Annotated in this window: 20 protein-coding genes; 10 read left to right on the top strand and 10 right to left on the bottom strand. The window is 71.6% G+C overall.

The window, feature by feature from the left end; all coding sequences use genetic code 11:
- Window position 1: 1 nt before the first annotated feature.
- Window positions 2-895, bottom strand: coding sequence for a hydroxymethylglutaryl-CoA lyase (locus ACQPXD_RS00205; protein WP_432833584.1), 894 nt, complete (start codon window positions 893-895; stop codon window positions 2-4).
- A gap of 31 nt (window positions 896-926) precedes the next feature.
- On the bottom strand, window positions 927-1,571 hold the full coding sequence (locus ACQPXD_RS00200; RefSeq protein ID WP_432833582.1) for a TetR/AcrR family transcriptional regulator: 645 nt from the start codon (window positions 1,569-1,571) through the stop codon (window positions 927-929).
- 172 nt (window positions 1,572-1,743) lie between these two features.
- Between ACQPXD_RS00200 and ACQPXD_RS00195 the strand changes: the two genes are divergently transcribed.
- A complete protein-coding gene (locus tag ACQPXD_RS00195; RefSeq protein WP_432833580.1) occupies window positions 1,744-3,009 on the top strand; it encodes an ankyrin repeat domain-containing protein in 1,266 nt (421 codons plus the stop codon).
- An 801-nt stretch (window positions 3,010-3,810) separates the two neighbouring features.
- On the opposite strand, the gene ACQPXD_RS00190 is transcribed toward ACQPXD_RS00195, so the two are convergent.
- Window positions 3,811-4,182 carry a hypothetical protein gene (locus ACQPXD_RS00190; RefSeq protein ID WP_432833578.1) on the bottom strand — a complete coding sequence of 124 codons (372 nt, stop codon included), beginning with the start codon at window positions 4,180-4,182 and terminating at the stop codon, window positions 3,811-3,813.
- Between the two features lie 62 nt (window positions 4,183-4,244).
- Between ACQPXD_RS00190 and ACQPXD_RS00185 the strand changes: the two genes are divergently transcribed.
- From ACQPXD_RS00185 to ACQPXD_RS00175, 3 genes are all read left to right on the top strand, one after another.
- Complete coding sequence (locus ACQPXD_RS00185) at window positions 4,245-6,386, top strand: beta-propeller fold lactonase family protein (protein ID WP_432833576.1); 2,142 nt, start codon at window positions 4,245-4,247, stop codon at window positions 6,384-6,386.
- A gap of 327 nt (window positions 6,387-6,713) precedes the next feature.
- Window positions 6,714-8,438, top strand: coding sequence for a substrate-binding domain-containing protein (locus tag ACQPXD_RS00180; RefSeq protein ID WP_432833574.1), 1,725 nt, complete (start codon window positions 6,714-6,716; stop codon window positions 8,436-8,438).
- Entirely contained in the window at window positions 8,438-8,959 is a 522-nt protein-coding gene (locus ACQPXD_RS00175) for a YbaK/EbsC family protein (RefSeq protein WP_432844352.1), read from the top strand. Before ACQPXD_RS00180 ends, ACQPXD_RS00175 begins: the two co-directional genes overlap by 1 nt.
- Here the strand turns inward: ACQPXD_RS00175 and ACQPXD_RS00170 are convergent.
- Both ACQPXD_RS00170 and ACQPXD_RS00165 read right to left on the bottom strand, forming a co-directional pair.
- Window positions 8,918-9,361, bottom strand: a complete 444-nt coding sequence (locus tag ACQPXD_RS00170) for a SufE family protein (protein WP_432833572.1) — start codon at window positions 9,359-9,361, stop codon at window positions 8,918-8,920. The two genes, ACQPXD_RS00175 and ACQPXD_RS00170, sit on opposite strands and share 42 nt — an antisense overlap.
- Before the next feature lie 34 nt (window positions 9,362-9,395).
- Window positions 9,396-9,821, bottom strand: a complete 426-nt coding sequence (locus tag ACQPXD_RS00165) for a CBS domain-containing protein (RefSeq protein WP_432833570.1) — start codon at window positions 9,819-9,821, stop codon at window positions 9,396-9,398.
- Between the two features lie 183 nt (window positions 9,822-10,004).
- Between ACQPXD_RS00165 and ACQPXD_RS00160 the strand changes: the two genes are divergently transcribed.
- Together ACQPXD_RS00160 and ACQPXD_RS00155 are read left to right on the top strand one after the other, a co-directional pair.
- Window positions 10,005-10,778 (top strand): SGNH/GDSL hydrolase family protein, encoded by a 774-nt coding sequence (locus ACQPXD_RS00160; protein ID WP_432833568.1) that lies wholly within the window; start codon window positions 10,005-10,007, stop codon window positions 10,776-10,778.
- Between the two features lie 17 nt (window positions 10,779-10,795).
- Complete coding sequence (locus tag ACQPXD_RS00155; protein WP_432833566.1) at window positions 10,796-11,686, top strand: sulfurtransferase; 891 nt, start codon at window positions 10,796-10,798, stop codon at window positions 11,684-11,686.
- Window positions 11,687-11,733: 47 nt separating this feature from the next.
- On the opposite strand, the gene ACQPXD_RS00150 is transcribed toward ACQPXD_RS00155, so the two are convergent.
- From ACQPXD_RS00150 to ACQPXD_RS00140, 3 genes are all read right to left on the bottom strand, one after another.
- Window positions 11,734-12,684, bottom strand: a complete 951-nt coding sequence (locus ACQPXD_RS00150; protein ID WP_432833564.1) for a hypothetical protein — start codon at window positions 12,682-12,684, stop codon at window positions 11,734-11,736.
- Window positions 12,674-15,112, bottom strand: a complete 2,439-nt coding sequence (locus ACQPXD_RS00145) for a glycosyltransferase (protein ID WP_432833562.1) — start codon at window positions 15,110-15,112, stop codon at window positions 12,674-12,676. Before ACQPXD_RS00145 ends, ACQPXD_RS00150 begins: the two co-directional genes overlap by 11 nt.
- 173 nt (window positions 15,113-15,285) lie before the next feature.
- Complete coding sequence (locus tag ACQPXD_RS00140; RefSeq protein ID WP_432833560.1) at window positions 15,286-16,173, bottom strand: ADP-ribosylglycohydrolase family protein; 888 nt, start codon at window positions 16,171-16,173, stop codon at window positions 15,286-15,288.
- A gap of 102 nt (window positions 16,174-16,275) precedes the next feature.
- Between ACQPXD_RS00140 and ACQPXD_RS00135 the strand changes: the two genes are divergently transcribed.
- Both ACQPXD_RS00135 and ACQPXD_RS00130 read left to right on the top strand, forming a co-directional pair.
- Entirely contained in the window at window positions 16,276-18,057 is a 1,782-nt protein-coding gene (locus ACQPXD_RS00135; RefSeq protein WP_432833559.1) for an HSP90 family protein, read from the top strand.
- Complete coding sequence (locus tag ACQPXD_RS00130) at window positions 18,054-20,879, top strand: hypothetical protein (RefSeq protein WP_432833557.1); 2,826 nt, start codon at window positions 18,054-18,056, stop codon at window positions 20,877-20,879. The genes ACQPXD_RS00135 and ACQPXD_RS00130 overlap by 4 nt, the downstream gene beginning before the upstream one ends.
- Here the strand turns inward: ACQPXD_RS00130 and ACQPXD_RS00125 are convergent.
- Window positions 20,865-21,422 carry a hypothetical protein gene (locus tag ACQPXD_RS00125; RefSeq protein WP_432833555.1) on the bottom strand — a complete coding sequence of 186 codons (558 nt, stop codon included), beginning with the start codon at window positions 21,420-21,422 and terminating at the stop codon, window positions 20,865-20,867. The two genes, ACQPXD_RS00130 and ACQPXD_RS00125, sit on opposite strands and share 15 nt — an antisense overlap.
- A 156-nt stretch (window positions 21,423-21,578) precedes the next feature.
- On the opposite strand from ACQPXD_RS00125, the gene ACQPXD_RS00120 reads away from it, so the two are divergent.
- The gene (locus ACQPXD_RS00120; RefSeq protein ID WP_432833553.1) at window positions 21,579-21,794 is read left to right on the top strand and encodes a hypothetical protein; all 216 of its coding nucleotides are present in this window, start codon (window positions 21,579-21,581) and stop codon (window positions 21,792-21,794) included.
- Window positions 21,795-21,842: 48 nt separating this feature from the next.
- Window positions 21,843-22,091, top strand: coding sequence for a tyrosine-type recombinase/integrase (locus ACQPXD_RS00115; protein ID WP_432833551.1), 249 nt, complete (start codon window positions 21,843-21,845; stop codon window positions 22,089-22,091).
- A gap of 1,010 nt (window positions 22,092-23,101) precedes the next feature.
- On the opposite strand, the gene ACQPXD_RS00110 is transcribed toward ACQPXD_RS00115, so the two are convergent.
- Complete coding sequence (locus ACQPXD_RS00110) at window positions 23,102-23,869, bottom strand: hypothetical protein (RefSeq protein ID WP_432833549.1); 768 nt, start codon at window positions 23,867-23,869, stop codon at window positions 23,102-23,104.
- Window positions 23,870-24,158 lie beyond the last annotated feature (289 nt).

The following is a 24,158-nucleotide window of genomic DNA, read 5'->3' as shown; positions in this document are numbered from 1 at the left end:
CTCAGAGGGGGATGCGCGGGCCGGCCTTCAGCACCCCGGACGGCAGCTCCCGCCCGACGATGTCCTGCGCCAGCCGCGCCGCCTCGATCAGCGCCTTGAGGTCGATGCCGGTGTCGTACCCCATGTCGTGCAGCATGTGCACCACCTCCTCGGTGGCCACGTTGCCGGTCGCACCCGGCGCGTAGGGGCAGCCGCCCAGCCCGCCGACGCTGGCGTCGAACTCGGTGATCCCCAGCCGCAGCGCGGTGAGGATGTTGGCCAGCGCGGTGCCGCGGGTGTTGTGGAAGTGCAGCAGCATGGGCAGGTCGGGGTGCCGGTCGCGGACCCGCCCGACGACGTCCTCCACCCGCCGCGGCGTGCCCATCCCGGTGGTGTCGCCGAACGCGACCCGGTCGGCACCGTCGGCGACCACCCGGTCGACAATCCCGGCCACCCGCTCCGGATCGATGTCACCCTCGAAGGGGCAGCCGAAGCTCGTCGAGATGATCACCTCAGCGCTCGCGCCGGCCTGGTGCAGCAGCTCGATGAGCCCGGCGATGTCGTCGAGCGACTCGGCGGTGGACCGGTTGACGTTGCGCCGGTTGTGCGTGTCGGAGGCGGACACCACCACCTCGACCTCGGTGAACCCGGCGCCGAGGGCCCGCTCGGCGCCCTTGCTGTTGGGCACCAGGGCCGAGTAGCGCACCGCCGGGTTCTTCACCGCGCGCTCCCACACCTCGGCGGCGTCGGCCATCTGCGGGATCGCCTTCGGGTGAACGAACGAGACCGCCTCGATGCGCCCGACGCCGGTCGCCGACAGCGCGTCGAGGAGCCGGACCTTGGCGTCGGCCGGCACCGGGTCCTCGTTCTGCAGGCCGTCGCGCGGCCCGACCTCACGGATCGAAACAAAGCTCATTTCGCCCGCATCCTTCCCAACCGATCATGAGTCAGCCCCGCAGCGCGGCCAGGGTCGCCGCCCGCAACAGCTCCGCCCGGCGCTCCCGGTCGACCTCGCCGCCGAGGAACGGCGTGGAGTTCATGAGACCGAACGCCGCGTGCGCGAGCACCCGCGCCTCGCCGTCGTTGAGCGATCCCCGCCACAACGCGGTCAGCGTGCCGACCCACTCCTCCACGTAGAGCCGCTGCAGCCGCCGGATCTGCCGCCGCGGCTCGTCGGGCAGCCGATCGAGCTCGTGCAGGTGCAGCGCGATGACGGCCGGGTTGGCCAGCGCGAACTCGACGTGGAAGTCGACCAGCGCGGCGAGCGCCACGGCCGGGTCTTCCCCCGCCTCGGCAATGCGCGCCTGGCCCCCGGCGAGCAACTGCTCACTGACCGGAATCAGGGCCGCCGCGAGCATGGCCTCCTTGCCCGCGAAGTGGTGATACAACGCCGGCCCGGTCACTCCGGCCGCCGCCCCGATGTCGTCCATGGACACACCGTGATAACCCCGCGTGGCAAACAGCCCGACGGCGATCTCCAGAATCTCCTCGCGCCGCGACCGCCGCCGCAGGGCCTGGGCCGCCGGCTGACCGGCAGGCCCCGCGCCACGGGACTGAGCGGGGGGACGGACGGCTTGCCGTTCCAGCGTCATTGGAAAAGCCTAACCCGGTGTCAAGCCGTGCACTGAACGATCGTTAAGTACGTCACCTCCGATGCTGACTCGGGCCGCGTCACCTGCAGACCGTTGCTCCCGCCAGACACCGGTCGGGCCTGGCGGCCCTCCCTGCCAGGTCCGCGGTGTCAAGGACGAGTACCGTGCACCCGTGCAGCCTGCCCCCGCTCTGCTCGAGGCGATCACCGCGCGCGACGCGGCCGCGCTGGCGCTGTTGTTCACATCGGGCGCCGACCCGGCCGCGGTCGACGAGGACGGCATCCCCCTGCTGATCTTCGCAGCCGAGAGCGGCGACGTCGAGCTGGTCCGAACCTTCCTCGACGCCGGACTCCCCGCCGACGCCGACTGCGGCTACCAGCGCGGCACCACCGCGCTGATCTGCGCGGCCCGGCAGGGCCATCTACCGCTGGTGGAGTTCCTGCTCACCCGGCGGGCCGACCCGAACCGGGTCGAGCGCGGCGACGTCGAGCCCGGCACGGCGCTGACCTTCGCGATGGAACGCCCCGACCCCGCGCCGCTGGTGGCGGCCCTCCTCGCCGCCGGCGCCGACCCGAACCTGCCCCGGCCGGACCACTGGACCCCGCTCATGCTGGCCGCCTCCTATGGCCACGAGGCGGTGGTACGCCGACTGCTGGACGCCGGCGCCGACCTCAACACCACCGCCCACGACGGCGAGCTCAACGCGCTCGCCGCCGCCCGCTACCGCCAGCGCGACGACATCGTCCGCCTGCTGCTCGATCGCGGCGCGACGGAACCGCTCGACCCGGCCGCCGCCCACCTCGCCCACTCCCGCACCGAGCTGGACGAATGGCTGGCCACACACCCGCAAGGCGTCCCACCCGAGGCCCCCGAGCCCGACGAGACCGAGATCGCCGCCTGCACCGACCGGCTGACCGGCATCGTGGACGAGATCGCCGCCTGGCTCGCCGCGCACGACGAGTCCGCCGCGTCCGACCTGGCCGAGGCCCGCGGCGCCACCGACCCGGCCGAGATCGAGGCCGCGGAGACCGCCCTCGGCGCCCGCCTGCCCGCCGCGTTCCGCGCCTACCTGCGCCTGTTCGGCGGCACCGACGGCCTGGACATCGCCGAGTACGACGGCCTGCCACTGCGCGGCGCGCTCCGCAGCCGGCAAAGCCTGGAGCGGCTGCGCACGGCGGGCACCTTCACCGACCGGGCCCCCAAGGAGCTCAGCCCCGACAACGGCCGCGTGCGCTTCACCTGGTGGCACCCCGGCTGGCTCCCCTTCGCCGAGGACGGCGGCGGCAACCTGTACTGCATCGACCTCGCCCCGGCCGAGCACGGCACCCCCGGCCAGGTCATCGCCTGGGAGGTCCACGCCGGCCCGACCGGCCCGCTGCTCCCCTCGATCGAGGCCTGCCTGCGCCGCCACCTCGACCGCCTCCGCTCCGGCGACTGACCCGACACCATGCGGCCCCGACGGGTGCCCCTCGCACTCACCACCGCCGGCGGCGTGACAATCGCGCTGGTCCTGGCCGGCACGTGCGCAGCGGCGTACGGGCCCTGGCGGTTCGTCGCGTTCCTACCCTGGAGCCCCCGCTCCGCTCGGCACTCCTGATCGTGGCCGGCCCGGCGGCGCTCGGAACCGCGGGCCGGCTGGGCCTGCGACACCCAACGGCCGCCAAGGCGGCGCCCGCGCTCGCCGCCGTCACGCGGCCGCGGTGCTGTAATCCCGCTCGGCCGGGAAGCCCGCGCGCGAGCCGCGCCAAGTGTTCTTGGAAGGTCCGGCCAGGTGCAGGGCCTGCCTCCGGCGGGCCTCCAGCTGGGGCCCTCAGACTTCCGGAGGGGCTCAGGGGCCGGCACTGCCCGCCGCCATGCCCGCCGACGACCACGTGGTGCCCGATCTGAGGTGTCCCAGGGTGGGCGCGGTCGGCGATCGTGTCCCACCCGTCTGGCGCTGCACGGCGTAGCGACCGGAAGTCTCCGTGATCATGCGCAACGCGGCATCGACACCAACGGTTTTTCATGATCACGGAGTGCTGATGTACCCCCGTGTACCACAAGTCTCCGGGATCATGGCAAACCCGGTGTGCGGTCACCGCGGACATCATGATCACGGAGACATACGTCCGCCCCGGCCGCGCAGATCGGCGGTTGCGCCCGGCGGGTGGGACGTCCGCACCGCCGCGCCAGGGTCGGGCGCCGATGACTGCTGGTGCCCCACCGGTGGCCACCGACGCCCAGCCTGCAAGCGAGGAGGTCAGTGCAGCTGCGTGATGGGTGACGCGCCGCTCATCGCGCGGTCAAGGAGAGCCGAGAGCGACAGCGTGGCGTCGCGCCGGCTCCATGTCTCTTGAGCTGCCACGAAGTATGCGAAGGCGGCACCGACGGTGGCGAGCGGGATGAGACCGTCGTCCACGGTCCCGTCGAGGAGACGCGCCCCGTGTGGGCGGGCGCGCAGCAGTTCTGCCGCCTCCTGCTGTGCCGCGTGTAGTTGCTGCAGGTATCGGCCCAGGAGTGCTGGGGTCGAGAAGATCGCTTGATGCAGTGCCCGGACCGACGCGGGGTCCTGTTGGCTGTCGACATGCTGGGTGAGCGGCTCGAACGCCGTTTCGACGATGTCTTCGGCCACGGCTCGGCGTTTGCGGTCCTGGAGTCCACGACGCCCCTGGGCACTAGCGCGGCGGTGCGCTTGTGGGGCAGCGCGCGCGGCGGCGCTCGATGATAATGCGTGGGCGCAGTGCTGATCATCGCTGCGCGCTCCGCCGGCGATTGCCGGTCCCTTCGTGCCCTGTAAGGAACAGTGTGCGGAAACGTCTCAGTGCGGGTCTCACGACGGTGGCGGTAGGCGCCGGCGTGGCCCTGGTGGCTGGTGCGAGCCCTGCCGCCGCGGCGGTCACGTCCCGGCAGGTCTTCTACGTCGCCGACTCCGGCGACAGAGCGGTCCTGGTATTCGACGCTACGAGTAACGAGTACATCAACAGAATTGACGTTGGCGTTCATCCGATCGACGCGGCGATCACCCCGGATCACAACCGCGCCTACGTCACCAACTCCGGTAGCAACACGGTCTCGGTGATCGACACCGCCTCCAGCACGGTCACCGCGACCGTCGGCGTCGCCGCCGACCCGAGAGCGCTGGCGATCGCACCGGACGGAGGCCGGGCCTACGTCGTCAGCTATGCCGGCAGCGCTGTGTCGGTGATCAATACCGCCACCAACACGGTCGCCGCGACGATCCCCACCGGCCTACATCCTTTGGCCGTCGCGCTCACACCGGACGGCCGCCGCGCCTACGTCAGCAACAGCGGCGCGCAGAGCATCTCGGTGATCGACACCGCCACCAACACGGTCACCGCGACCGTTCCGGTTGGCGTCAGCCCGCGCGGGGTCGCGGTTACGCCGGACGGCAGGCACGTCTACGCCGCCAACTACTCCAGCGGCACGATCTCGGTGATCGACATCGCCACCAACGCCGTCACCGCGACGGTCGTTGTCGGCGCCCATGCCGGTCCCTACAACCTTGCGGTCACGCCGGATGGCGGCCGGGTCTACGTCGGCGACTTCGCGGACGGCACGGTGTCAGTGATCGACACCGCCACCAACACGGTTACCGCGACCGTCCCCGTCGCCGTCCAGCCGTCCGGCATTGCCGTCACTCCAGACGGCGGCCGCGCCTACGTGAGCAACAGCGGCTCCCAGAGCATCTCGGTGATCGACACCGCCACCAACAAGGTCAGCGCGACCGTCGCCGCCGGTAACCAGCCGTCCGGCATCGCGTTCACGACTGTCCGGCCCGGGCCGCCGACGGCGCACCTCGCGATCTCGGCGCCGGGAGACAGCGGCACGATCACGGTCGATGCGTCGGGAACGAAGCACGGGTTCGCTCCGATCATCTGGTACACCTTCGATTTCGGTGACGGCCAAACCGTCACGCAGTCGCTTGCGGCGACCGACCACACCTACGGCAGCGGTGGCACCTACACCGTCAAGGTCACGGTCACCGACGCCGGCGCGTTGAGCAGCACCACCAGCGAGTCGGTAACCGTGCGTCCGTTCGTCAGGACGACGGCGTTGTTGTCGCTCAGCACGATGAGCTACGTCAGCGCGGAGAGCGCCGGTAGCTTGCCGTTGGTCGCCAACCGTCCGGCCGCCGCGCTGTGGGAGTGGTTCGACCTGATCGACACCGGCAACGGAACCATCGCGCTGCGCGCCGAGGTCAACGGCCGGTACCTCAGGGTGGATGCCGCCAACGGTTCCAGGCTGGTCGCGAACGGCAGCGTCATCGACGACGCATCGCTGTTCCGGCCCGTCTACGGCGCTTACGGCGTCCTCAGCCTGCAGTCGCGGGCCAATAACAAGTACGTCAGCAGCAACAACGGCGCAGGTCCGCTGACCGCCGACCGCACGGCAATCGGCCCGTGGGAGCAGTTCTACCGCACTCGCGCCACGTCCGTCACGTTCGACGCATTGGTCAGCGGCTACGTCACGGCCGAGGCGGCCGGCAGCCAGCCGCTGATCGCCAACCGCCACCAGCTCGGCCCGTGGGAGACGTTTGACGAGGTCGACGCCGGTGACGGCTGGGTGGCACTCTTCGCCCACGCGAACAGCCGGTTCGTCACCGCCGAGGCAGGTGGCAGCCAGCCGCTGATCGCCAACCGCACCCAGATCGGCGTTTGGGAGAAGTTCAAAGTCATCAACAACCCCGACGGAACGCAGTCGCTGCTGGCCAACGTCAACGGCAGGTATGTAACCGCGGAAAGCGCCGGCAGCCGGCCGCTGATCGCCAACCGCACGCAGATCGGCCCGTGGGAGACCTTCACCGGGCTGTTCTGACCCGCCCGGCGGTATCGGCGTCCGGAGTGTGGAGCCGGACGCCGATACCCTCGAACAAATGCGAGAGCGGACCGGCGGTCGACGTGCTCGTCGCCCCACGGCAGCGCCTTGATCAGCGCCTCGTGCCCGAAGAACCCGCCACCCCGGGCAAGAAAGCGAGGCCCGCCCGTGCGTATCCTCCTCGGATATCAACACTAAGGGTCCTCTAATAATTACGCACCCAAAGTGATCAAGGACGTGCGGAGTGTACTCGCTTTCCATGATTCTGTCCGACGAATCCGCGAACAAGTAGTCCATGAACCGCTTATCTAGGGAATATTGGTACCCGTGAGAGGACGGCATCGGGCAGCGGACCTGAGGAGCAACGGGTTCACCGCCCTCGCGGCCGGCATGATCCTTCCCCTCGTCGCCATCGGTGCCGTCTACGGCGGATATCGGGTCATGTCGACGTCGGGCTGCACGGGGACGGTGCGCCTGGCCGTCGCCGCCAGCCCGGAGATCGCGCCGGTCATCAAGGACGCGGCGGACCGGTGGGTGAAGACCGGGCCGCGGGTCGACAGCGAGTGCGTGGCGGTCGACGTGACATCGGTCGGCTCCGCGGAGGTCGCCGCCGCGATCGCCGGCGAGAGCGGCGCCACCGTGCCCGGCCTCGGCCAGGCCGACGGCAAGACGCAGGTACCGCAGATCTGGATCCCCGACTCCTCGATGTGGCTGCAGCGGATGCGGGCCGCCCGCGAGGACCTCGTCCCGCAGAACGCTCCGTCGCTGGCCCGCAGCCCCATCGTGCTGGCCGTGCCCGAGCCGACCGCGAAGGAGTTGGGCTGGCTGGAGAACAAGGTCACCTGGAAGCAGGTGCTCGAGCAGATCGTCGGCGACACCCGCATCACGCCCGGCATCGTCGATCCGAACCGCGACTCGGTCGGCGTGTCGACGCTGGTGGCGATGGCATCCGTGCGCGACCAGTTCGGACCGGAGGGCGACTCGCTGACGGTCGGCGCGGTGAAGTCGCTGATGACCGGCAAGTCGGAGCAGCAGTCCGGGCTGATCGCGCGGTTCCCCCGCGACTCTGACCCGAAGACGCTGTCCACCGCGGTCACTCTGGCCCCGCTGAGCGAGCAGGCGCTGCAGGCCTACAACGCGGCCGGGCCGCCGGTGCCGCTGGTCGCGGTGTATCCGGACCCGGCACCGATCGCGCTGGACTTCCCGTTCGCCGCGATGCCCCGTCTGGCGCCGAACCGGGCCACGGCGGCGGAGAACTTCCGCCAGGTGCTCGCCGGCAGCGACTTCCGCAACCTGCTGGCCCGGCATCAGTTGCGGGCCAACGACGGCACGGTCGGCACCGGCATGACGCTCAGCCCGAGCGCACCGCCCGGCGGCCAGGTGACGCCGGTCCCCGACGCGCAGGTGATCTCCAAGGCCCTGCAGATGTGGGTCGAGATCACCCAGCCGTCGCGGATGCTCGCCGTCGTCGACGTGTCCGCGGCGATGAAGACGCCGGTGCCGAGCGCCGGCGGGCTGACCAGGGAGCAAGTCGCCGTCCAGGCCGCACAGGGCGGCCTGGACCTGTTTCCCGATTCGTGGGCCGTCGGGCTGTGGTCGTTCTCGACCGCCATGCCCGGCGGCCGCGACTATCAGGAGCTCGTGCCGATCGGGCCACTCACCACGCAGCGCGACCAGCTGCGCGGCGCGATCGGCGGGCTGAAGCCCAATCCCAAGGGCGGCAGCGGGTTATACGATACGATCTTGGCCGCGTACCAGACCGTCCAGCAGGGCTGGGACCCCGGCCGGGGCAACTCGGTCGTCGTCGTGACCGGGGGCAGCAACAACGACTCGGCGGGGCTCTCGCTCGACGCGCTGGTCGGCTCCCTGCAAAAGGCGGAGAATTCGGATCAGCCCGTGCAAATCATCATCATCGGCATCGGCACCGAGGTGAACCAGGCCGACATGCAGCGGATCGTCGACGCCACCGGCGGCGCGGTCTTCCTCGCTCCCGACCCGTCGAAGGTCGCCGAAATCTTCATGAAGGCGCTCGCGCTGGACGACGGGCGCTGATCGTGCGCCTGGATCTCTCGCCCGCGCTGAGCGTGCCGTCGCTGCTCGCCCCGCCGGTCGCCGACGCGTTGGAGAAGCTTCCCGACGCCGCCGCCGTGCAGGCCGCGCCGATCGATCCCGAGCTCGCCGACACCGCGGCGTTTTGCGCGGCGTACGACGTGGGGCTCGACCAATCGGCCAACTGCGTGATCGTCCTCGGCAAGCCCGCCGGCATCTTCGCCGCCTGCGTGGTCCTCGCCACCACCCGCGCGGATGTCAACGGCACCGTGCGCCGCCTGCTCGGCACGCGCAAGGCGAGCTTCGCGCCGATGGAGGACGCCGTGCGGCTCTCGGGGATGGAGTACGGCGGAATCACCCCGATCGGCCTGCCCGCGGATTGGCCGATCTACGTCGACGCCCAGGTGCCGGCCGTCGCGTCCGCGGTCATCGGCAGCGGCCTGCGCGCCAGCAAGATCGTCCTGCCCGGCGCGGTCATCGCCTCACTGCCCGGCGCCACCGTGGTCGACGGCCTGGCCCTGTGACACCTGGTTCTTGAGCCGCCGCAGGATCGCCGTGCCGCCACGCACGCGCAGCGGGCTGATCGCGTTGGCCAGCCCCATCCGCTGATACAGGTCGCCGGGCACGGCCAGCACGTCGGCGACGGTCGCTCCTTCGAGGCCCTCGGTCAGGATCCCGGCGAACGCCCGGGTGGTCGGCGCCTCCGGCGGGCAGTCGAAATACAACTCCACCGTCCCGGCCGCGGTGACATCCGCCTTGAGGAAGAACGGCGTCTGGCATTCGGGCACCTGCTCCATGCCGGCGTGCGCTTCCAGCTCGGGCGGCAGCGGCCGGACGGCGTCGGAGTATTCGAGCAGCATCTCGAGCACCACATCCCGTGGCGCGGAGGCGAACTCGTCGACGATCGCGGCCAGTTTGTCGGGCATCTCCACCCTCCAAATCTACGCCGGCGACCCCGGACTACCGGCTGGGCTCGGCCTTGCTGATGCCGCCGAGCACCGAGTCGGGGTCGATCTCCTCGGCCAGGTCGCCGATGGACACGATGCCGACCAGCCCGCTGGTGTCGTCGCAGACCAGCACGCGGCGCACCGCCTGGTCCCGCATGAGCAGCGCGGCCGAGTGGATCGAGTCGTCGGGCCGCACGGTGACGAGATCCTTGGTGAGGATCTCACCGATGGTCGTGGCGGCCGGATCGCACCGCTCGGCGACCGCTCGCACCACAATGTCACGGTCCGTGACCAGCCCGGTGAGCTCGGGCCCGTCCGCGACCACGACGTCGCCAATATCCTGCTCCCGCATGGTCCGCGCCGCCTCGGCCAGCGTGGTCTCGCTGGGCAGATAGACCACGTTCGTGGTCATCACGTCCCGCACCGTCTGCATCGTCATGGCATGAACCTCCCGACCTACGATGCAGACCTGTTACCCGCGGTGTCCGTTCCTTAACGATCATGCCGGCGCCCTTCGTACCACTCACAGTGACGTGCGGCAAAGTTGCTTTCGCCGGACCGGGGGCCCTGTCAGGATGCCAGACGGGGCAAGGAAGCGACGGGGACGGGGAGGAGCGCGGCGGTGGCGCAGTGGGCGAGTTTCGTGGCGGTCGGCGACAGCTTCACCGAGGGCCTCGACGATCCGCGGCCCGACGGGCAGGGGTATCGGGGCTGGGCGGACCTGATCGCCGGTGTTCTCGCCCGCGACCGGCCCGAGTTCCGCTACGCCAACCTCGCCGTCCGGGGCCGGCTGTTCGACAACATCGTCGCCGAGCAGGTGCCCCTCGCCGTCGCCATGAAGCCCGAGCTGATCAGCTTCGCCGGCGGGGGCAACGACGCGCTGCGGCGCTCCTTCGAGCCGGAGGTGCTGATCGGGCGGTTCGACCGCACGATCGAGAAGCTGCGCGGGACCGGGGCCGACGTCGTGCTGTTCCGGTGGGCCGACCTGGCCGGACGGATGCCGGGCGGCAAGATGCTGCGGCCGCGGGTCGATCTGCTCAACACGGCGATCGAGACGGTCGGCGCGAAGCACGGCGCGCACGTGGTGAGCCTGTGGGACGACCCGGAGTTCGCCAACCCGCGGCTGTGGGGAATCGACCGGCTGCACCTGTCGCCGGCCGGGCACCGGCGGGTCGCGGCGCACGTGCTGACCGAGCTCGGCGTCGCGTGCGACCCGGACTGGCTGGCCGCGCCGGCCCCGCCCGAGGCGCTGTCGTGGATGTCACGCACGGCGGCCGACGCGAAGTGGGCGACCCAGCACCTCGCGCCGTGGGTGAAGCGGCGGCTCACCGGCCGCTCGTCGGGCGACATGGTGACCGCGAAGCGCCCCGAGTTGGCCCCGATCATCGAGAACTGAGCGCTAGGGTCGGGGATATGGCTGTTGCTAACGATCCGGCGCCCGAATTCGCCGCCTATACCCATCCGGATCGGCTCGTCACCACCGAGTGGCTGGCCGCGCATCTGGACGACCCGGGGCTGGTCGTCGTCGAGTCCGACGAGGACGTGCTGCTCTACGGCACCGGGCACATCCCCGGCGCGGTCAAGGTCGACTGGCACACCGAGCTCAACGACCAGGTCACCCGCGACTACGTCGACGCCGAGGGGTTCGCCGCGCTGTGCGGCGCCAAGGGGATCGGGCCGGACGACACGATCGTGTTCTACGGCGACAACTTCAACTGGTGGGCAACCTACGCGCTGTGGGTGTTCTCCCTGTTCGGCCACCGCGACCTGCGCATCCTCGACGGCGGCCGGGCCAAGTGGGTGGCGCAGCGCCGGCCGATGACCCGCGACGTCCCGGCCCGGGAAGCCACGAAATATCCGGTGGTACCGCGCGACGACGCCCCGATCCGCGCGTTCCGCGAGGACGTGCTGGCGCACATCAAGGCCGGCCGCCCGCTGGTGGACGTGCGCTCCCCGGGTGAGTACACGGGCGAGCTGCTGCACATGCCCGACTACCCGCAGGAGGGCGCGCTGCGCGGCGGGCACATCCCGGGCGCGGTGAGCAAGCCGTGGAAGCAGGCGGCCCGCGACGACGGCACGTTCAAGCCGGCCGACGACCTGCGCCGGATCTACGCCGACGAGCTCGGGCTGCGGCCGGACGACGACGTCGTGGCGTACTGCCGCATCGGCGAACGCTCGTCGCACACCTGGTTCGTGCTGACCCACCTGCTGGGCTACCGGCACGTGCGCAACTACGACGGGTCGTGGACGGAGTGGGGCAACCTGGTGCGGGTACCGGTGGCGAAGGGCACCGAGCCCAAGTAGGCGTTACCCGCGGGGCCGCCGGGATCCGGCGGTCCCGCGGGGTGGCGTCACTCGTCCTCGGGCGGGAGCGAGACCAGGTAGTCGACGACCTCGGAGAACCGGGCGCTCGCCATGGCCACGGTGAGGTCCGCGGCGCCGTAGTACATCCGCAGTTCGTCGCGCTCCTCGTCGTGCACGAGGCCGGTCGGGAAGATGACGTTGGGCACGTCACCGATCCGTTCGTAGTCGGCGTCCGGGCCGAGCACCCAGCTCGGGGTGCGCCGGATGACCTTGGTGGGGTCGTCGAGGTCGAGCATGACCAGGCCGACGCGATAGATGGACGTGGCCACCATGTGTTTCACGCCGTGGTACACCGCGAGCCAGCCGTGCGGCGTCTCGATCGGCGGCGGCCCCATGCCGATCCGGGTGGCATCCCACCAGGGGCCGGAGCGCGACTGCATGACCGGCTCGGGCGTCGTCCAGGAGCGCAGGTCCTGCGACTTGGACAGCCACACGTCGGCCCGGGCCGACAGCACCGACACCGGCCGGTGCAGCAGCACGTAATGCCCGTCGATCCGGCGCGGCAGCAGCGACGCGTTCTTGTCCTCCGGCGGCATCACGATGCCGAGCGGCTCCACCGAGTGGAAGTCCTCGGTCCGGGCGAGCGCGACGCACGGACCGCCCGGGCCGTAGGCCGTGTAGGCGATCACGTAGCCGCCCAGCTCCGGCAGGTAGGTGACCCGCGGGTCCTCCACGCCCCAGCAGCTGTGCGCGTCGGTCGGGTCGTCGGCGATGAGCGGCTTGCCTTCGACGACCCAGTTCGTGCGGCCGTCCTTGCTCCGGGCGACGGTGAGGTGCGAGATGCCACGGCGGTCCTCGACCCGGCAGAGCAGGACCGTGTCGCCGTTGTGCAGGGCGGCGCCCGGGTTGAACACACTGTTGATCGGATAGGGCCAGTCCCCCGCGCCGAGCAGGGGATTGGATGCTTCCCGGTGGAACAGCTCCGCGTCAAAGTGCATCGGAATGGTCCTCCGTGGTCCGCAGACGGGGCGGTTTGGCGGTGGCGCTGAACCCCGCCGATGCCCGTCCGACCACGCGGCCCTTGTTCGTTGGCTTTGACAGTGTGGTTACCGGCAGAGAGGTCGGCACCGGCGTCGTCGCCGCCGCAGGGTGCGGCAAAGCGGCCAAACCGGCCCGGAGCAGGCTGAGCAGCGCCTGGTAATAGGCTAGCGTGCTCTCGGCCCCTTGGTTCCCATTTGGCTCAGTAGCAGACAAACCGTCATGGCACGCGCCGGTCGCGTCGACGTAGAGCCGGGCGCCGGCCCGGTTGCGGCCGAGGAACCACGCGAAGCCCCAGCCGGCCAGCTGCGCCAGGTGCGGGTCGGCGGTGTGCTGCCACGCGTCGACCAGCGCCTCCGTGACCGCGGCCGCGTCCAGCGGCTGCTCGTCGCCGTCGTCGGCCAGCCACAGCGCCGGCGGCTCGCCGCGGCGGTGCCAGTGGTTGCCGACGCAGCGCAGGGTGCCGTCGGCCAGGCCGACGTGCTGCACGTACCAGTCCAGCGCGACGATCGCCCGGGCGGCCGCGGCGTCGTCCTCCAACAGTGCCGCCCCGAGCAGCATGGCCTGGGCCAGGCGGGCGTTGTCGTAGGTGAGCTCGGGGGAGAACCAGCGCCAGGCCGGGTCGGTCGCCGAGGTCTCGGACAGCGCCTCGTCCAGCCGCGCCATCAGCGGCGCGGCCTGCTCGCCGCGCCCGGCCCGGGCCAGGCCGATCAGCGCGTACGCGGCCGGGCGCAGGCCGAGGCCGGCCAGGGCGTCGGTGCGCGGGCCGAGCTCGTCCAGCAGGGCCGCCGCCGGCCTTCTGATGTCATCCGGTACGGCGGGAGTGCCCACGATCACCCCGAGCGCCCAGACCGTGCGACCGACGTGGTCGCCGAGGTGCGGCCAGTCCTGCCAGGTGCCGCCGTAGCTGAGCACGTTGTGCATGGCGCCGGACGGGTCGTAGGCGGCGGTGAGGAAGCGCATCGACTGGCGCAGCCACCGGGTGGCCAGCACCGTCTGCTTCGCGTCGGTGCCGACCGCGAGCAGGTCCGCCGCCACGATGGCGAGGCGGGCCACGTCGTCGACGCAGTAGCCCGACGACGGGTCCGGGTTCGGGCCGCGGGAGAACTGGATGACGCCGATCTCGTCGGTGAGCCGGTCCAGGTGGGCGAGGTTGAGCGCCGGCGCGCCGGCCGTCGCGTGGCCCGGGCGGGCCGAGGCGGCCTGGGACTGGCGTACCACGTCGGCGAACAGGTCGGCCTCCCGGGCCGCGACCGCCGGCCAGGGCAGCCAGGACGCGCACGCCTCCGCGACGGCCTGCGCCGCGGCCAGCGCCCGGGTGTCGGTGAGCAGGTCGATGATCTCCGCGGCCAGCGCGCCGCCGTCGCCGATCGGCACCACCCGGCCGGCGCCGCCGGCGAGCATGTCCTCGGCGTAGCTGTAGGAGGTGGACACGGCCGGCAGCCCGGCGCCCAGGGCGAAGGTGAGCGCGCCCGAGCAGATCTGTTCCGGCTGACGGTACGGCGTGACGAACAGCGTGCTCGCGTGCAGGATCGCCGACAGCTCGTCGAGGGCCAGGAACGCGTCGACGAAGTGCACGTTGCCGGCCAGCCCGAGGCGCTGGACCTGGGACAGCAGGCCCTCGCGGTAGACCTCACCCCCCTGCCGCTTGATCTCGGGGTGGGTCGCACCGGCCACGATGTACTGCACGTCCGGGTGCTTCTTGACCACCTCGGCCAGCGCGTCGATCGCCATGTCGATGCCCTTGCCCGGGCCGATCAGGCCGAACGTGGTGAGCGTCGGCTTGCCTGTCACCTTGTCGAGCAGCCGCTGCAGCTCGGGGCGCAGCGTCGCCGGCTCCGGCGGGCGGCGCATCGCCTCGGGCGCCCCGTGCGGGACGACGACGAGCTGGTGGCCGGCGGCGATGCCGGTGCGGATGGTCAGCCGGCGGGCGGTCTCGGTGAACACCGTCACCCGGGCCGCGCGGGCGCACAGGGCCCGCAGCGTGGCGGCCTGCCCCGGCGAGGGCCGGTTCAGCACGGTGTGCAGCGTCAACAGGTACGGGATGCCACAGGCGTTGAGCGCTCGGGTGAGCTCCAGCAGGTGCGCGCCGTCCGGCCCGCCCAAGATCCCGTACTCGTGCTGGATCAGCACGACCTGGACGCCGGCCTCGCGCAGGACGCGGGCCGCCGCCGAGTAGTCCTCGATGCGGTCCTGATTGATGGTGGCGATGACCTCATCGCCGTAGGTGAGCCCGTCCCGGTCGATGGCCACGACGACTGTTTCCAGATCGTCGGTGGCGACACCCAGTGCCTCGCGCAGGTCCGCGGTGTATGTCGCGAGACCGCATTGGCGGGGCAGATAGGTCGACACGATACCGAGTCGATAGGTCGCGGCAGGGTGTGACATGAGCACATTGTTACCCCCGGCACCGCCGAAAAACCCCCATACGGCCGGATGAGGGGTTGTCGCCCGGCGGTGCCCCACCGCAGCTCATGCCCGATATCACCCCCGCGCATGAAGGCACGGTCGTCAATATGTGGCATTCGCCTGCGCGCAAGGTCAATCGTCACGTACCGTGATTACGGACTCTGGAACCATTCCGGCAGCGGTTCGCGGGCGTCGATCCATTCCGGCGGAATTCCGGCGACGCCGACGTTGGCCGCGACGATGCCCCCGACGATCGCGCACATCGAGTCGACGTCGCCCCCGGCGCGCACGCACGCCTCGAGCGCGGCCGGGTAGTCCTCGAAGCGGGTCGATGCGACCCACAGCGCGAACGGCACCGTGTCATGGGCCAGGGCGTGCGAGCCGTTGCCGAGCTCGGCCGCGGCCTCGGCCGGGCTGGTGCCGGGCGCCAGCCGGTTCGCCCGGGCGAGGCCGTCGCGCACGTCGGAGGGCGGCAGGTGGTGCAGCACCTGGCGCAGCAGGCCGGGGCCGCCCGCGGGCTTCGTGTCCGCGCGCCCGGCGGCGTAGGCGGCCGCGAGGGCCACCGCGACCGCGCCCGCCACGCCCTCCGGGTGCCGATGCGTCACCTCGGCCTGCAGGGCCGCCTCGCGGGCGGCCAGGTCGGGATCGGCGGCGAAGTAGGCGCCCAGCGGCGCGACCCGCATCGCGGCGCCGTTGCCCGCCGAGCCGCGCCCGGAGAACAGGGCAGCGGCCGCGGACCGCCACGGCACGCCCGCGCGGATGCTCGCCAGGAGCGAGACCGAGCCGCGGCCGTAGCCCCGGTCGGCGCTCCAGCGCTGCGCGAACGCGAGCGCCAGCCGATCCTGGTCGACCCGGCCGTCGCGGTGCAGGGCCTGCAGCAGCGAACAGGCCATCTCGGTGTCGTCGGTCCACCGCCACGGCACCGGCGGCGGCGCGAACGCGGCGCCCTCGGGCAGGGCCGGCTTCATCTCGAACGGGGCGCCCAGCGCGTCTCCGACGGAGAGACCGGTCAGGCTGTCGGCGGCGGCGCGCAGATTCACCCCGCCGAAGATAGTGGATGGGCAGTGTGTTGATCTTTCGCGGCTACCCCTTCCGAAAAAACCGGGGCAGGAAATGTCAGACCCACGCGGTAGCGTGCCCGCGTGGATCGGACGTTCCAAGTGGACCTGCGCGGCGTCGTCGACCTGCTCAGCCACCACCTCTATGCGAGCCCCCGGGTGTATGTCCGGGAACTGCTGCAGAATGCCGTCGATGCGATCACCGCCCGCCGACTCGCCGACCCGGCGCAGGCGGCGATCCGGATCGAGCCGCCCGACGTCACCGGCGACGGCACCCTGCGCATCCTCGACACCGGCGTCGGGCTCACCGAGGAGCAGGTGCACCAGTTCCTCGCCACGATCGGGCGCAGCTCCAAGCGCGACGACCTCGGCTTTGCCCGGCACGACTTCCTCGGCCAGTTCGGCATCGGGCTGCTGTCCTGCTTCCTGGTCGCCGACGAGATCCGGGTGCTCACCCGGGCCGAGGGCGGCCCGGCGGTGCTGTGGCGCGGGTTCGCCGACGGCCGCTACAGCGTCACCACCGAGGGCCAGCACCGGGCGGAGGTCGGCACCACGGTCACGCTGGTGCCGCGCCGCGACGCCGAGGAGTGGCTGCGCCGGCGCACCGTCGCCGACCTCGCCGCGCTCTACGGCTCGCTGCTGCCGGTCCGGATCGAGGTCGGCGGCGTGCCGGTCAGCGGCGGCGGGCTGCCCTGGCGGACGGGCGCGGACGGGCGGCGGGAGCGCCTTCAGGAGTACTGCCGCGAGATCTTCGGTTTTGTCCCCTTCGACGTGATCGACCTCTCGGTGCCGGAGGCCGGGCTCACCGGCGTCGCGTTCGTCCTGCCCACGCCGGCCAACCCGGCGGCGCGGGCCGGGCACCGGGTCTACCTCAAGCGGATGCTGCTCGCCGAGGGGGCCGAGGACCTGCTGCCGCCGTGGGCGTTCTTCGCCCGCTGTGTGATCGACACCAGCGAGCTGCGCCCGACCGCCAGCCGCGAGGCGCTCTACGAGGACTCGCTGCTCGAGGCGACCCGGCAGGCGCTCGGCGACCAGCTGCGCGGCTGGCTGGTCCGGCTGGCCGGGCACAACCCGCGCCGGCTCGGGGAGTTCCTCGAGGTGCACCACCTGGGCGTCAAGGCGCTCGCCCTGCACGACGACGAGATGCTGCGGCTGGTCGAGCGCTGGTGGCCGGTGGAGACCAACGTCGGCCGGATGACGCTGGCCGACTTCCGGGCCCAGCACGGCCTGGTGCGCTACTGCGCCCAGCTCGACGAGTTCCGCCAGATCGGCGCCGTCGCCGCCGCGCAGAACCTGCCGGTCGTCAACGCCGGCTACATCTACGACACCGAGATCATCGAGCGGCTGCCCCAGGTCGAGCCGGGTGCGCTGATCGAGCGGGTCGAGCCGGGCGACCTCACCACCGCCTTCGCCGCCCTCGACCCCGGGCTGGAGCTGGCCAAGCGGCCCTTCCTGCAGCTCGCGCAGCGGGCGCTGGACCGGCTCGGCTGCGAGGTCGTGCTGCGGGAGTATGACCCGGCCGGTCTCCCGGCGATGTATCTCACCAGCCGCTCCGCCGCGTTCTCGGCCGAGCTGCGGGCCACCCGCGAGCGGGCCGACGACGTCTGGGCCGACGTGCTCGACGCGCTGGCCCGCACCGACGAGCAGGACCGGCCCCAGCTGGTGCTCAACCATCGCAACCCGCTCGTGCGGCGGGTCACCGAGCTGCCCGACCACGAGCTGGTCCGGCTCGCGGTCGAGGGGCTCTACGGCCAGGCCCTCCTGCTCGGCCATCATCCGCTGCGGCCGGCCGACGCCGCGCTGCTCAACGGCTCGTTCCTGGGCCTGCTCAACAAGGCGGTCGGACATGAAGGCGGTCGGGGATGAAGACTGAGGAAGAGCTCTGGACGCTGCTGCGTGAGGCATATCACATGCCCTACGGCGGCGCGCAGATCGCGCTCGTCGAGCAGGTGATGCAGCATGCCGACGCGGGCGGCCACGACCAGCTGCGGCTCGCGTCGCGGCTGTTCGCCACCAACGCCTACGTCCATGGCGGGGAGCCGGCCAAGTCGTTCGTGACCTTCTCGTGGTGCCGGGCCGAGTATGACGCCCACCCCGAGCGCTTCGACCGCGACGACGAGCGGACGCTGCTGTGGCACTTCAAGTACATGGTCAACGGCCTGCTGAAGTTCCCGGCCGTGCCGCTCGGGCGGGTCTATGACGTCCTCGACGACATGGAGCGCCGGTTCCGCGCCGGCGGGCACAGCCTGCACGCCGTGTATGCGTACCGCTACCACGTCGCCTACCACCTCGGCGACCTGGCGGCCGAGGAGTGGTATGCGAAGTGGAGCGCCGCTCCGCGCGACCAGAATTCCGACTGCGCCGGCTGCGACCCGGGGCAGAAGGTCGACCACCTGAGCGCGGCCGGACGCGACGAGGAGGCGGTCGTGATGGCCGCGCCGGTGCTCGCCGGCCGGCTCACCTGCGTCGAGCAGCCCCACTCGATCCTGACCTCGCTGATGGTGCCGTATGTGCGGACCGGCCGGCTGAGCGAGGCCTCCGACGCGCACCGGCGGGCCTACCGGGCCATGCGCGGCAACCTCGCCGACCTGCAGAGCATCGGCTCACACGTCGAGTTCTGCGCGCGGACCGGCAACGAGACCCGCGGGCTGGAGATCGTCGAGCGCCACCTGCCGTGGCTGGAGCGGGCGCCGAGCCCGCGCGACGACATGTGGTTCTCCTCCTCGGCGGCGCTGCTGCTCAGCCGGCTCGACCCCGCCGTCGCGGTCGCCGGGACCACGGCCGGCCCGCTCGCCGCCCGGCTCGCCGGGCGGGCCCGTGACTGGGCGGCCAAGTTCGACGAGCGCAACGGCACCGCGTCGGTCTCCGGCCGCATCGAGGCGGCGCTGGCCGCGGCCCCGCTGGTGGAGCACCTGCCGCTCAGCGCCGTCGCCCGGCGCCGGGCCGAGCCGGCCGCTTCGGCCACCGCCGCCGCGGCCGCGCCGGCCCCGCCGGTCGAGGAACTGCCCACCGACCCCACGGCGCTGCTGGACCGGGCCTGGGAGCTCTACGACGAGCATCGCCTGGCCGCGGCGGCCGCCGCGTTCGAGCGCTTCGACGAGCTGCATCCGCAGCCGCCGGCCGAGCTGGCCGTGCGCCGGCTCGACGGGCGGGCCCGGCTGCTCGCGAACCGCGACAACGGCGGGCCGGCCGCCGAGGCGCTGTTCCTCGAGGTCGCCGCCGCCCACGAGGCGCTCGGCGACGAGCTTGCGGAGCTGACCGCCCGGTCGCGGGCGATGCTCTGCCGCAACGAGGACATCGACCTCGACGAGCTGCTCGGGCTCATCGAGCGGATCGTCGCGCACCCCGGCGCCGACGCCGACACCCGGGCCGAGGCACGGCTGCGGGCGGAGTCCGCGTTCGTGCGGCTCGACCGGATCGAGGAGGCGCTCGCGGCCCTCGACGCGGCGATTGCCGAGGAGCCGAGCCGGCCGGCGCTGCGGGCCGAGCTGGCCGCCCGCCAGGCCCGGAGCCTACTGGTGAACGGGCGCCACGAGGAGGCGGTGGCGAGCGCGGCGGAGTCGCTGGCGCAGTATGCCGCGCTGGGCAACCCGCCGCCCACGGCCGTGGCGGCACTCATCCACGGGCACGCGCTGGGCAACCTGGAGCGCTTCGACGAGGCGGTCGCCGCGTTCGACACGGCGCTGTCGCTGGCCGACGACCGGGACTACCGGCTGTCGGCGCTCGTCGGGCGGGCCCGGGCGCGGCTGGCCGCCGATCGTCCGGCCGACGCGATCGACGACCTGGTCGAGGCGGTCGCCGACCACGTGGGGCACGGCGAGGACGAGCCGGCGGCACTGCTGCGCTACGACCTCGCGATGGCCTACCACCACGCCGGCCAGCCGCTGGAGGCGGCCGAGGCGGCGGAGAGCGGGCTGGACGCGCTCGACCGGGCCGGTGCGCAGGACCAGGCCGACCAGACCCGGTATCTGCTGTCGGTGATCTACCGGGAGCTGGGCGAGACCGACCTGGCGCTGGGCCTGCTAGAAACCTTGGCCACCAACCTCGACGGCTACGACAACCTGCCGTCGCGGGGCAGGATGCTGCAGGAGGCCGCCCAGCTGCTCTACGGCGTCGACCGCGACGCCCAGGCGGCCGAGCGCTTCGCCGCCGCGGCCGAGGCGCTGCGGGCGGCCGGCATCGTGCAGGGCGAGATGTACAACCGCCGCATGCGCGCCGTGGCCCTGCGCTGGGCCGGCGACCTGCCGGCCGCGCTCGCCGCCCTGGCCGAGGCCGAAGCCCTGTCGGCCTCCCTCGCCGACACCGCCGACTCCGCCGCCCCGGCCGCCCCGGCCGAGCCGTGGCTGGTCTGGCAGCGCGCCATGCTCGACTGCGACGCCGCCCGCGTCTACATCGGCGCCGGCCGCCTCGACGAGGCCGCCCAGCGCTCGGCCTCCGCCGGCGCCGCCCTGCGCTCGATCGGCTCCCTGAGCGACGCCCTCGACGCCGACTTCCTGCACGCGGAGTCCCTGATGCGCGCCGGCGCCCCAGCCGCCGCCGAGCCCCACCTGCGCTCCGTCCTGGCCGCCGCGCCCCGCGGCTCCCAGCTCGAGCAGAACGCGGCCTGGATGCTCGCGGAGTCCCTGGAGTCCCAGGACCGCCCGGAGGAGGCGAACCAGATCCGCACCCAATACCTAGCCGACAGCTAAGCCCGGTTGGCACGGCCGTGCTCCGCGACCGTGCTCCGCGTTCGGCCGGCGTGCGGCCGGCGTGGCTGGCCCGCAGCCACCGTGCCACGCCGCTCCAACCGTGGCTTGCGCGGGCCGTGAGGCCGGCTCCACCGCGGCCGCGGTGCTGCACCCTGCGGCTGGTGTGGTCGGTCCGCGGCCCACCGCGCCCCGTCGGCGCCGTCCTCCATGCCGAGCGCCTCGCCGAGGTGCAGACCCTGCGGCGCCGAGCCAGTCGGTCAGGCGGTAGCGGGCCGGCATCGCGTCAAGCAGCCGCAGCACCTGATCAGGGGTCGGTACCCACTTCGGCGTGATCGAGAGCCCGTCGAGGATCTTCGCCAGCCGGATGCCGGCGCACGGGTTGTCGCTGCGAATCCGGTCCCGGACCATGGCCGCGAGGATCGCGTCGAGGAGCTCGAAGTACAGCTTGATCGACGACTTCGGCCTGCCGTCCGCCCGCAGCCCACCCAGCCACTCCAAGACGAGCGTCTCGTTGATGGCCGCCGCAAGCGAGTTGCCGAACACCGGAATCAGGTGGACGCGTGGCCAAGGGGATGAGCATCCGAGCGGCGCGGGAGCCCGGCCGGGGCTGACCGTCGGGTTCGAGCTCGGGCAGTGCAGTGACACTCACCGGTGCCGACACCCCCGGCAGTGCACCACGGCCCGCGCAAGCCGCGGCCGATGCGACGCGTCGACCCCAGCGAGGGTGAACTGCACGTAGTGCAGCAACTGCGCTACTCGCCGAAGACGTACGGCGGCTTCTACTTGGCCAAACCGAAGGCCGGCTCGGTAGGGACCGTCGACCTCGACGACCTGGTGGCGAAGCACGTCGCCGATCACGTGACCGACTTTCCGCCGCACGAGGTCGAGCTGCCGGACATCACCACCGGCGAATAGATCCGCGGCGTCGTACCGCTGCTGATCACCACGCGGCAAGGCAACCCGATGACGGACCGGATCTGGTCGCGCGAGTTCGCGAAGTGGCGGGAGGCGGCCGGCTGGCCCAACACGGAACATGCCGGGTTCCACGCGCTACGCCACTTCTTTGCCACGGTGCTGATCACCAATGGGGCTGAGCCGCAAGAGGTCCAGCGGGCGCTGCGCCACAAGTCGCTCAGCCTGACGCTGGAGACCTACGTCGGCTGGCGGCCGAAGCGGACCAAGACGCCCGGGGAATCATCGGTGGGGGGCTGACGGCGGCGCGGCTGCGGCAAGATCGGCGCTGAGACGTACCCCAGACTTACCGGGCGATCTTGGCGGAACAAGAACTGCGGATCACGCGCCAGAAGGAGTGGAGACGAGGGGACTCGAACCCCAACCCCGAACGCGCCGCAGCGCCCCTCGATTGAGCGGCTGGTCGTCCCTCTACCTGGTGTTCCTTGCCATTGCTTGCCGTCGTTTATCAACGGTTGTCGCCGCTCTCTTGTACCGGATTTGTACCCGATGATCTTGACGGCGACACCCATGAGTCGCGCTGGGGCGGCGTGCGTGGCCCAGAGGGGGCCGCTTTGTCCGTTGGGACGCACGACGCCTACTCTGGGCCTACGCTGTCAAACCATCAGGTGATAGCAGGTCCAAGCGGCGGTAACCACCACCACTAGGACCGATGCGCGGATGGTCCGGGGCCAGTCTGCCAAAACTACCCGGACCGTCCGCCCCACCTCCCGGACGATCTTGTCCACTCTCACCTCCCACGGACGCTCGATGCTTCAGGGCAACCGAGGTCGGCGCCCTTCCGCGGCTGGTTCATCGGGTGCTGTTGGAACCATAGGGCCTACGAACGACATTTTTGAACCGACCCCGCCACATCGGGGCGTTCGGGTTTGTCCACCACCCGATGAACGCTTTCTTTCCGCAAGAGAATCGAGCTGGAGGCTGTGGAAAACCGGCGTTTTCGCAGGTCAAGGCCAGGTTTAGCCACTTATACACATAGGCTGAAACAAGTGTCCGCCTGTGGATAACTCGTTATCCACAGGCGGACACTTGTTTCAGCTCAGCCCCGACGCGCTGAGATGATCTCCCGTAGGGTGGCACGCATCACGTGTCCACAGGTTTATCCACAGGTAATCCACAGTCGCCGGGTAGAGGTTGATCTCCATCTCGGGTCAGCGAGCACGCCTCAGCCCCCGATTGGCACAAAGAAAGTTATCCACAGGACCGCGGTCGATGCCTGTGGACACTCCCTGTCCAGGGATACTCCCCCGTCAGTTGTTCGTGTTGTCCCCACAGTTCACCACGGGGAACGCCTTCCGCGCGGCAGTCGCCGACCCGACGACCGGGCCACGTCGGAGCACCATGGACCCTGAACCGCCGACGATCCCGACGGCGGTCAGCTTGCGCGCCGCCTCCACGATCTCGGCCTGCGCCGTCTGGTGCTCGGCCCACGCCGCCATCGCGGCCGAGTGCGGCGCGGTCAGCTTGCGCGCCGCCTCCACGATCTCGGCCTGCGCCGTCTGGTGCTCGGCCCACGCCGCCATCGCGGCCGAGTGCGGCGCGGTCAGCTTGCGCGCCGCCTCCACGATCTCGGCCTGCGCCGTCTGGTGCTCGGCCCACGCCGCCATCGCGGCCGAGTGCGGCGCGGTCAGCTTGCGCGCCGCCTCCACGATCTCGGCCTGCGCCGTCTGGTGCTCGGCCCACGCCGCCATCGCGGCCGAGTGCGGCGCGGTCAGCTTGCGCGCCGCCTCCACGATCTCGGCCTGCGCCGTCTGGTGCTCGGCCCACGCCGCCATCGCGGCCGAGTGCGGCGCGGTCAGCTTGCGCGCCGCCTCCACGATCTCGGCCTGCGCCGTCTGGTGCTCGGCCCACGCCGCCATCGCGGCGTTGGCCAGCGTTCCGGCCGGCCCGGCGAAGTTGCCCGAGGCGGCTTTCCGTTGTGCGTCGTGCCGACGAGCGGCGGTCATGTACGACTCGCCGGTGGCCCGCATGCGGGCGCTGATGGCCCGAGCGCGGGCGCGGTTGGAGCGCTTGGACATATCGGTATTCCTTCCAGCGGAAGCCCACGCCCTCCGCGAGGTCAACCAATACGCGGATTAGGGCTGTAGCGCTGACGTCGGAGACATCTTGTCCTCATCACCCCGGGGCAGCGTGGGTGCCGTTGGGCTCGGAGTGGGGCCTGCGCTCTTGACCGAACAACAGACTAGCCCCTCTCCCGCCCGGAGCGAAGCATTTCGAGGTCGAGCGCGTCTCGTAAGTAGCGCGATGGCTGCGAGCACTTCCTTCGTCGAGGTGACCACGGCGCCGGCCGGGCGTCCGTCCGGCGGA

This window comes from Dactylosporangium sp. CA-092794 (assembly GCF_050948465.1).
Taxonomy (GTDB): domain Bacteria; phylum Actinomycetota; class Actinomycetes; order Mycobacteriales; family Micromonosporaceae; genus Dactylosporangium.
The sequence above is the reverse complement of the archived record's forward strand: the minus strand, read 5'-3'. Positions and strand labels throughout refer to the sequence as shown.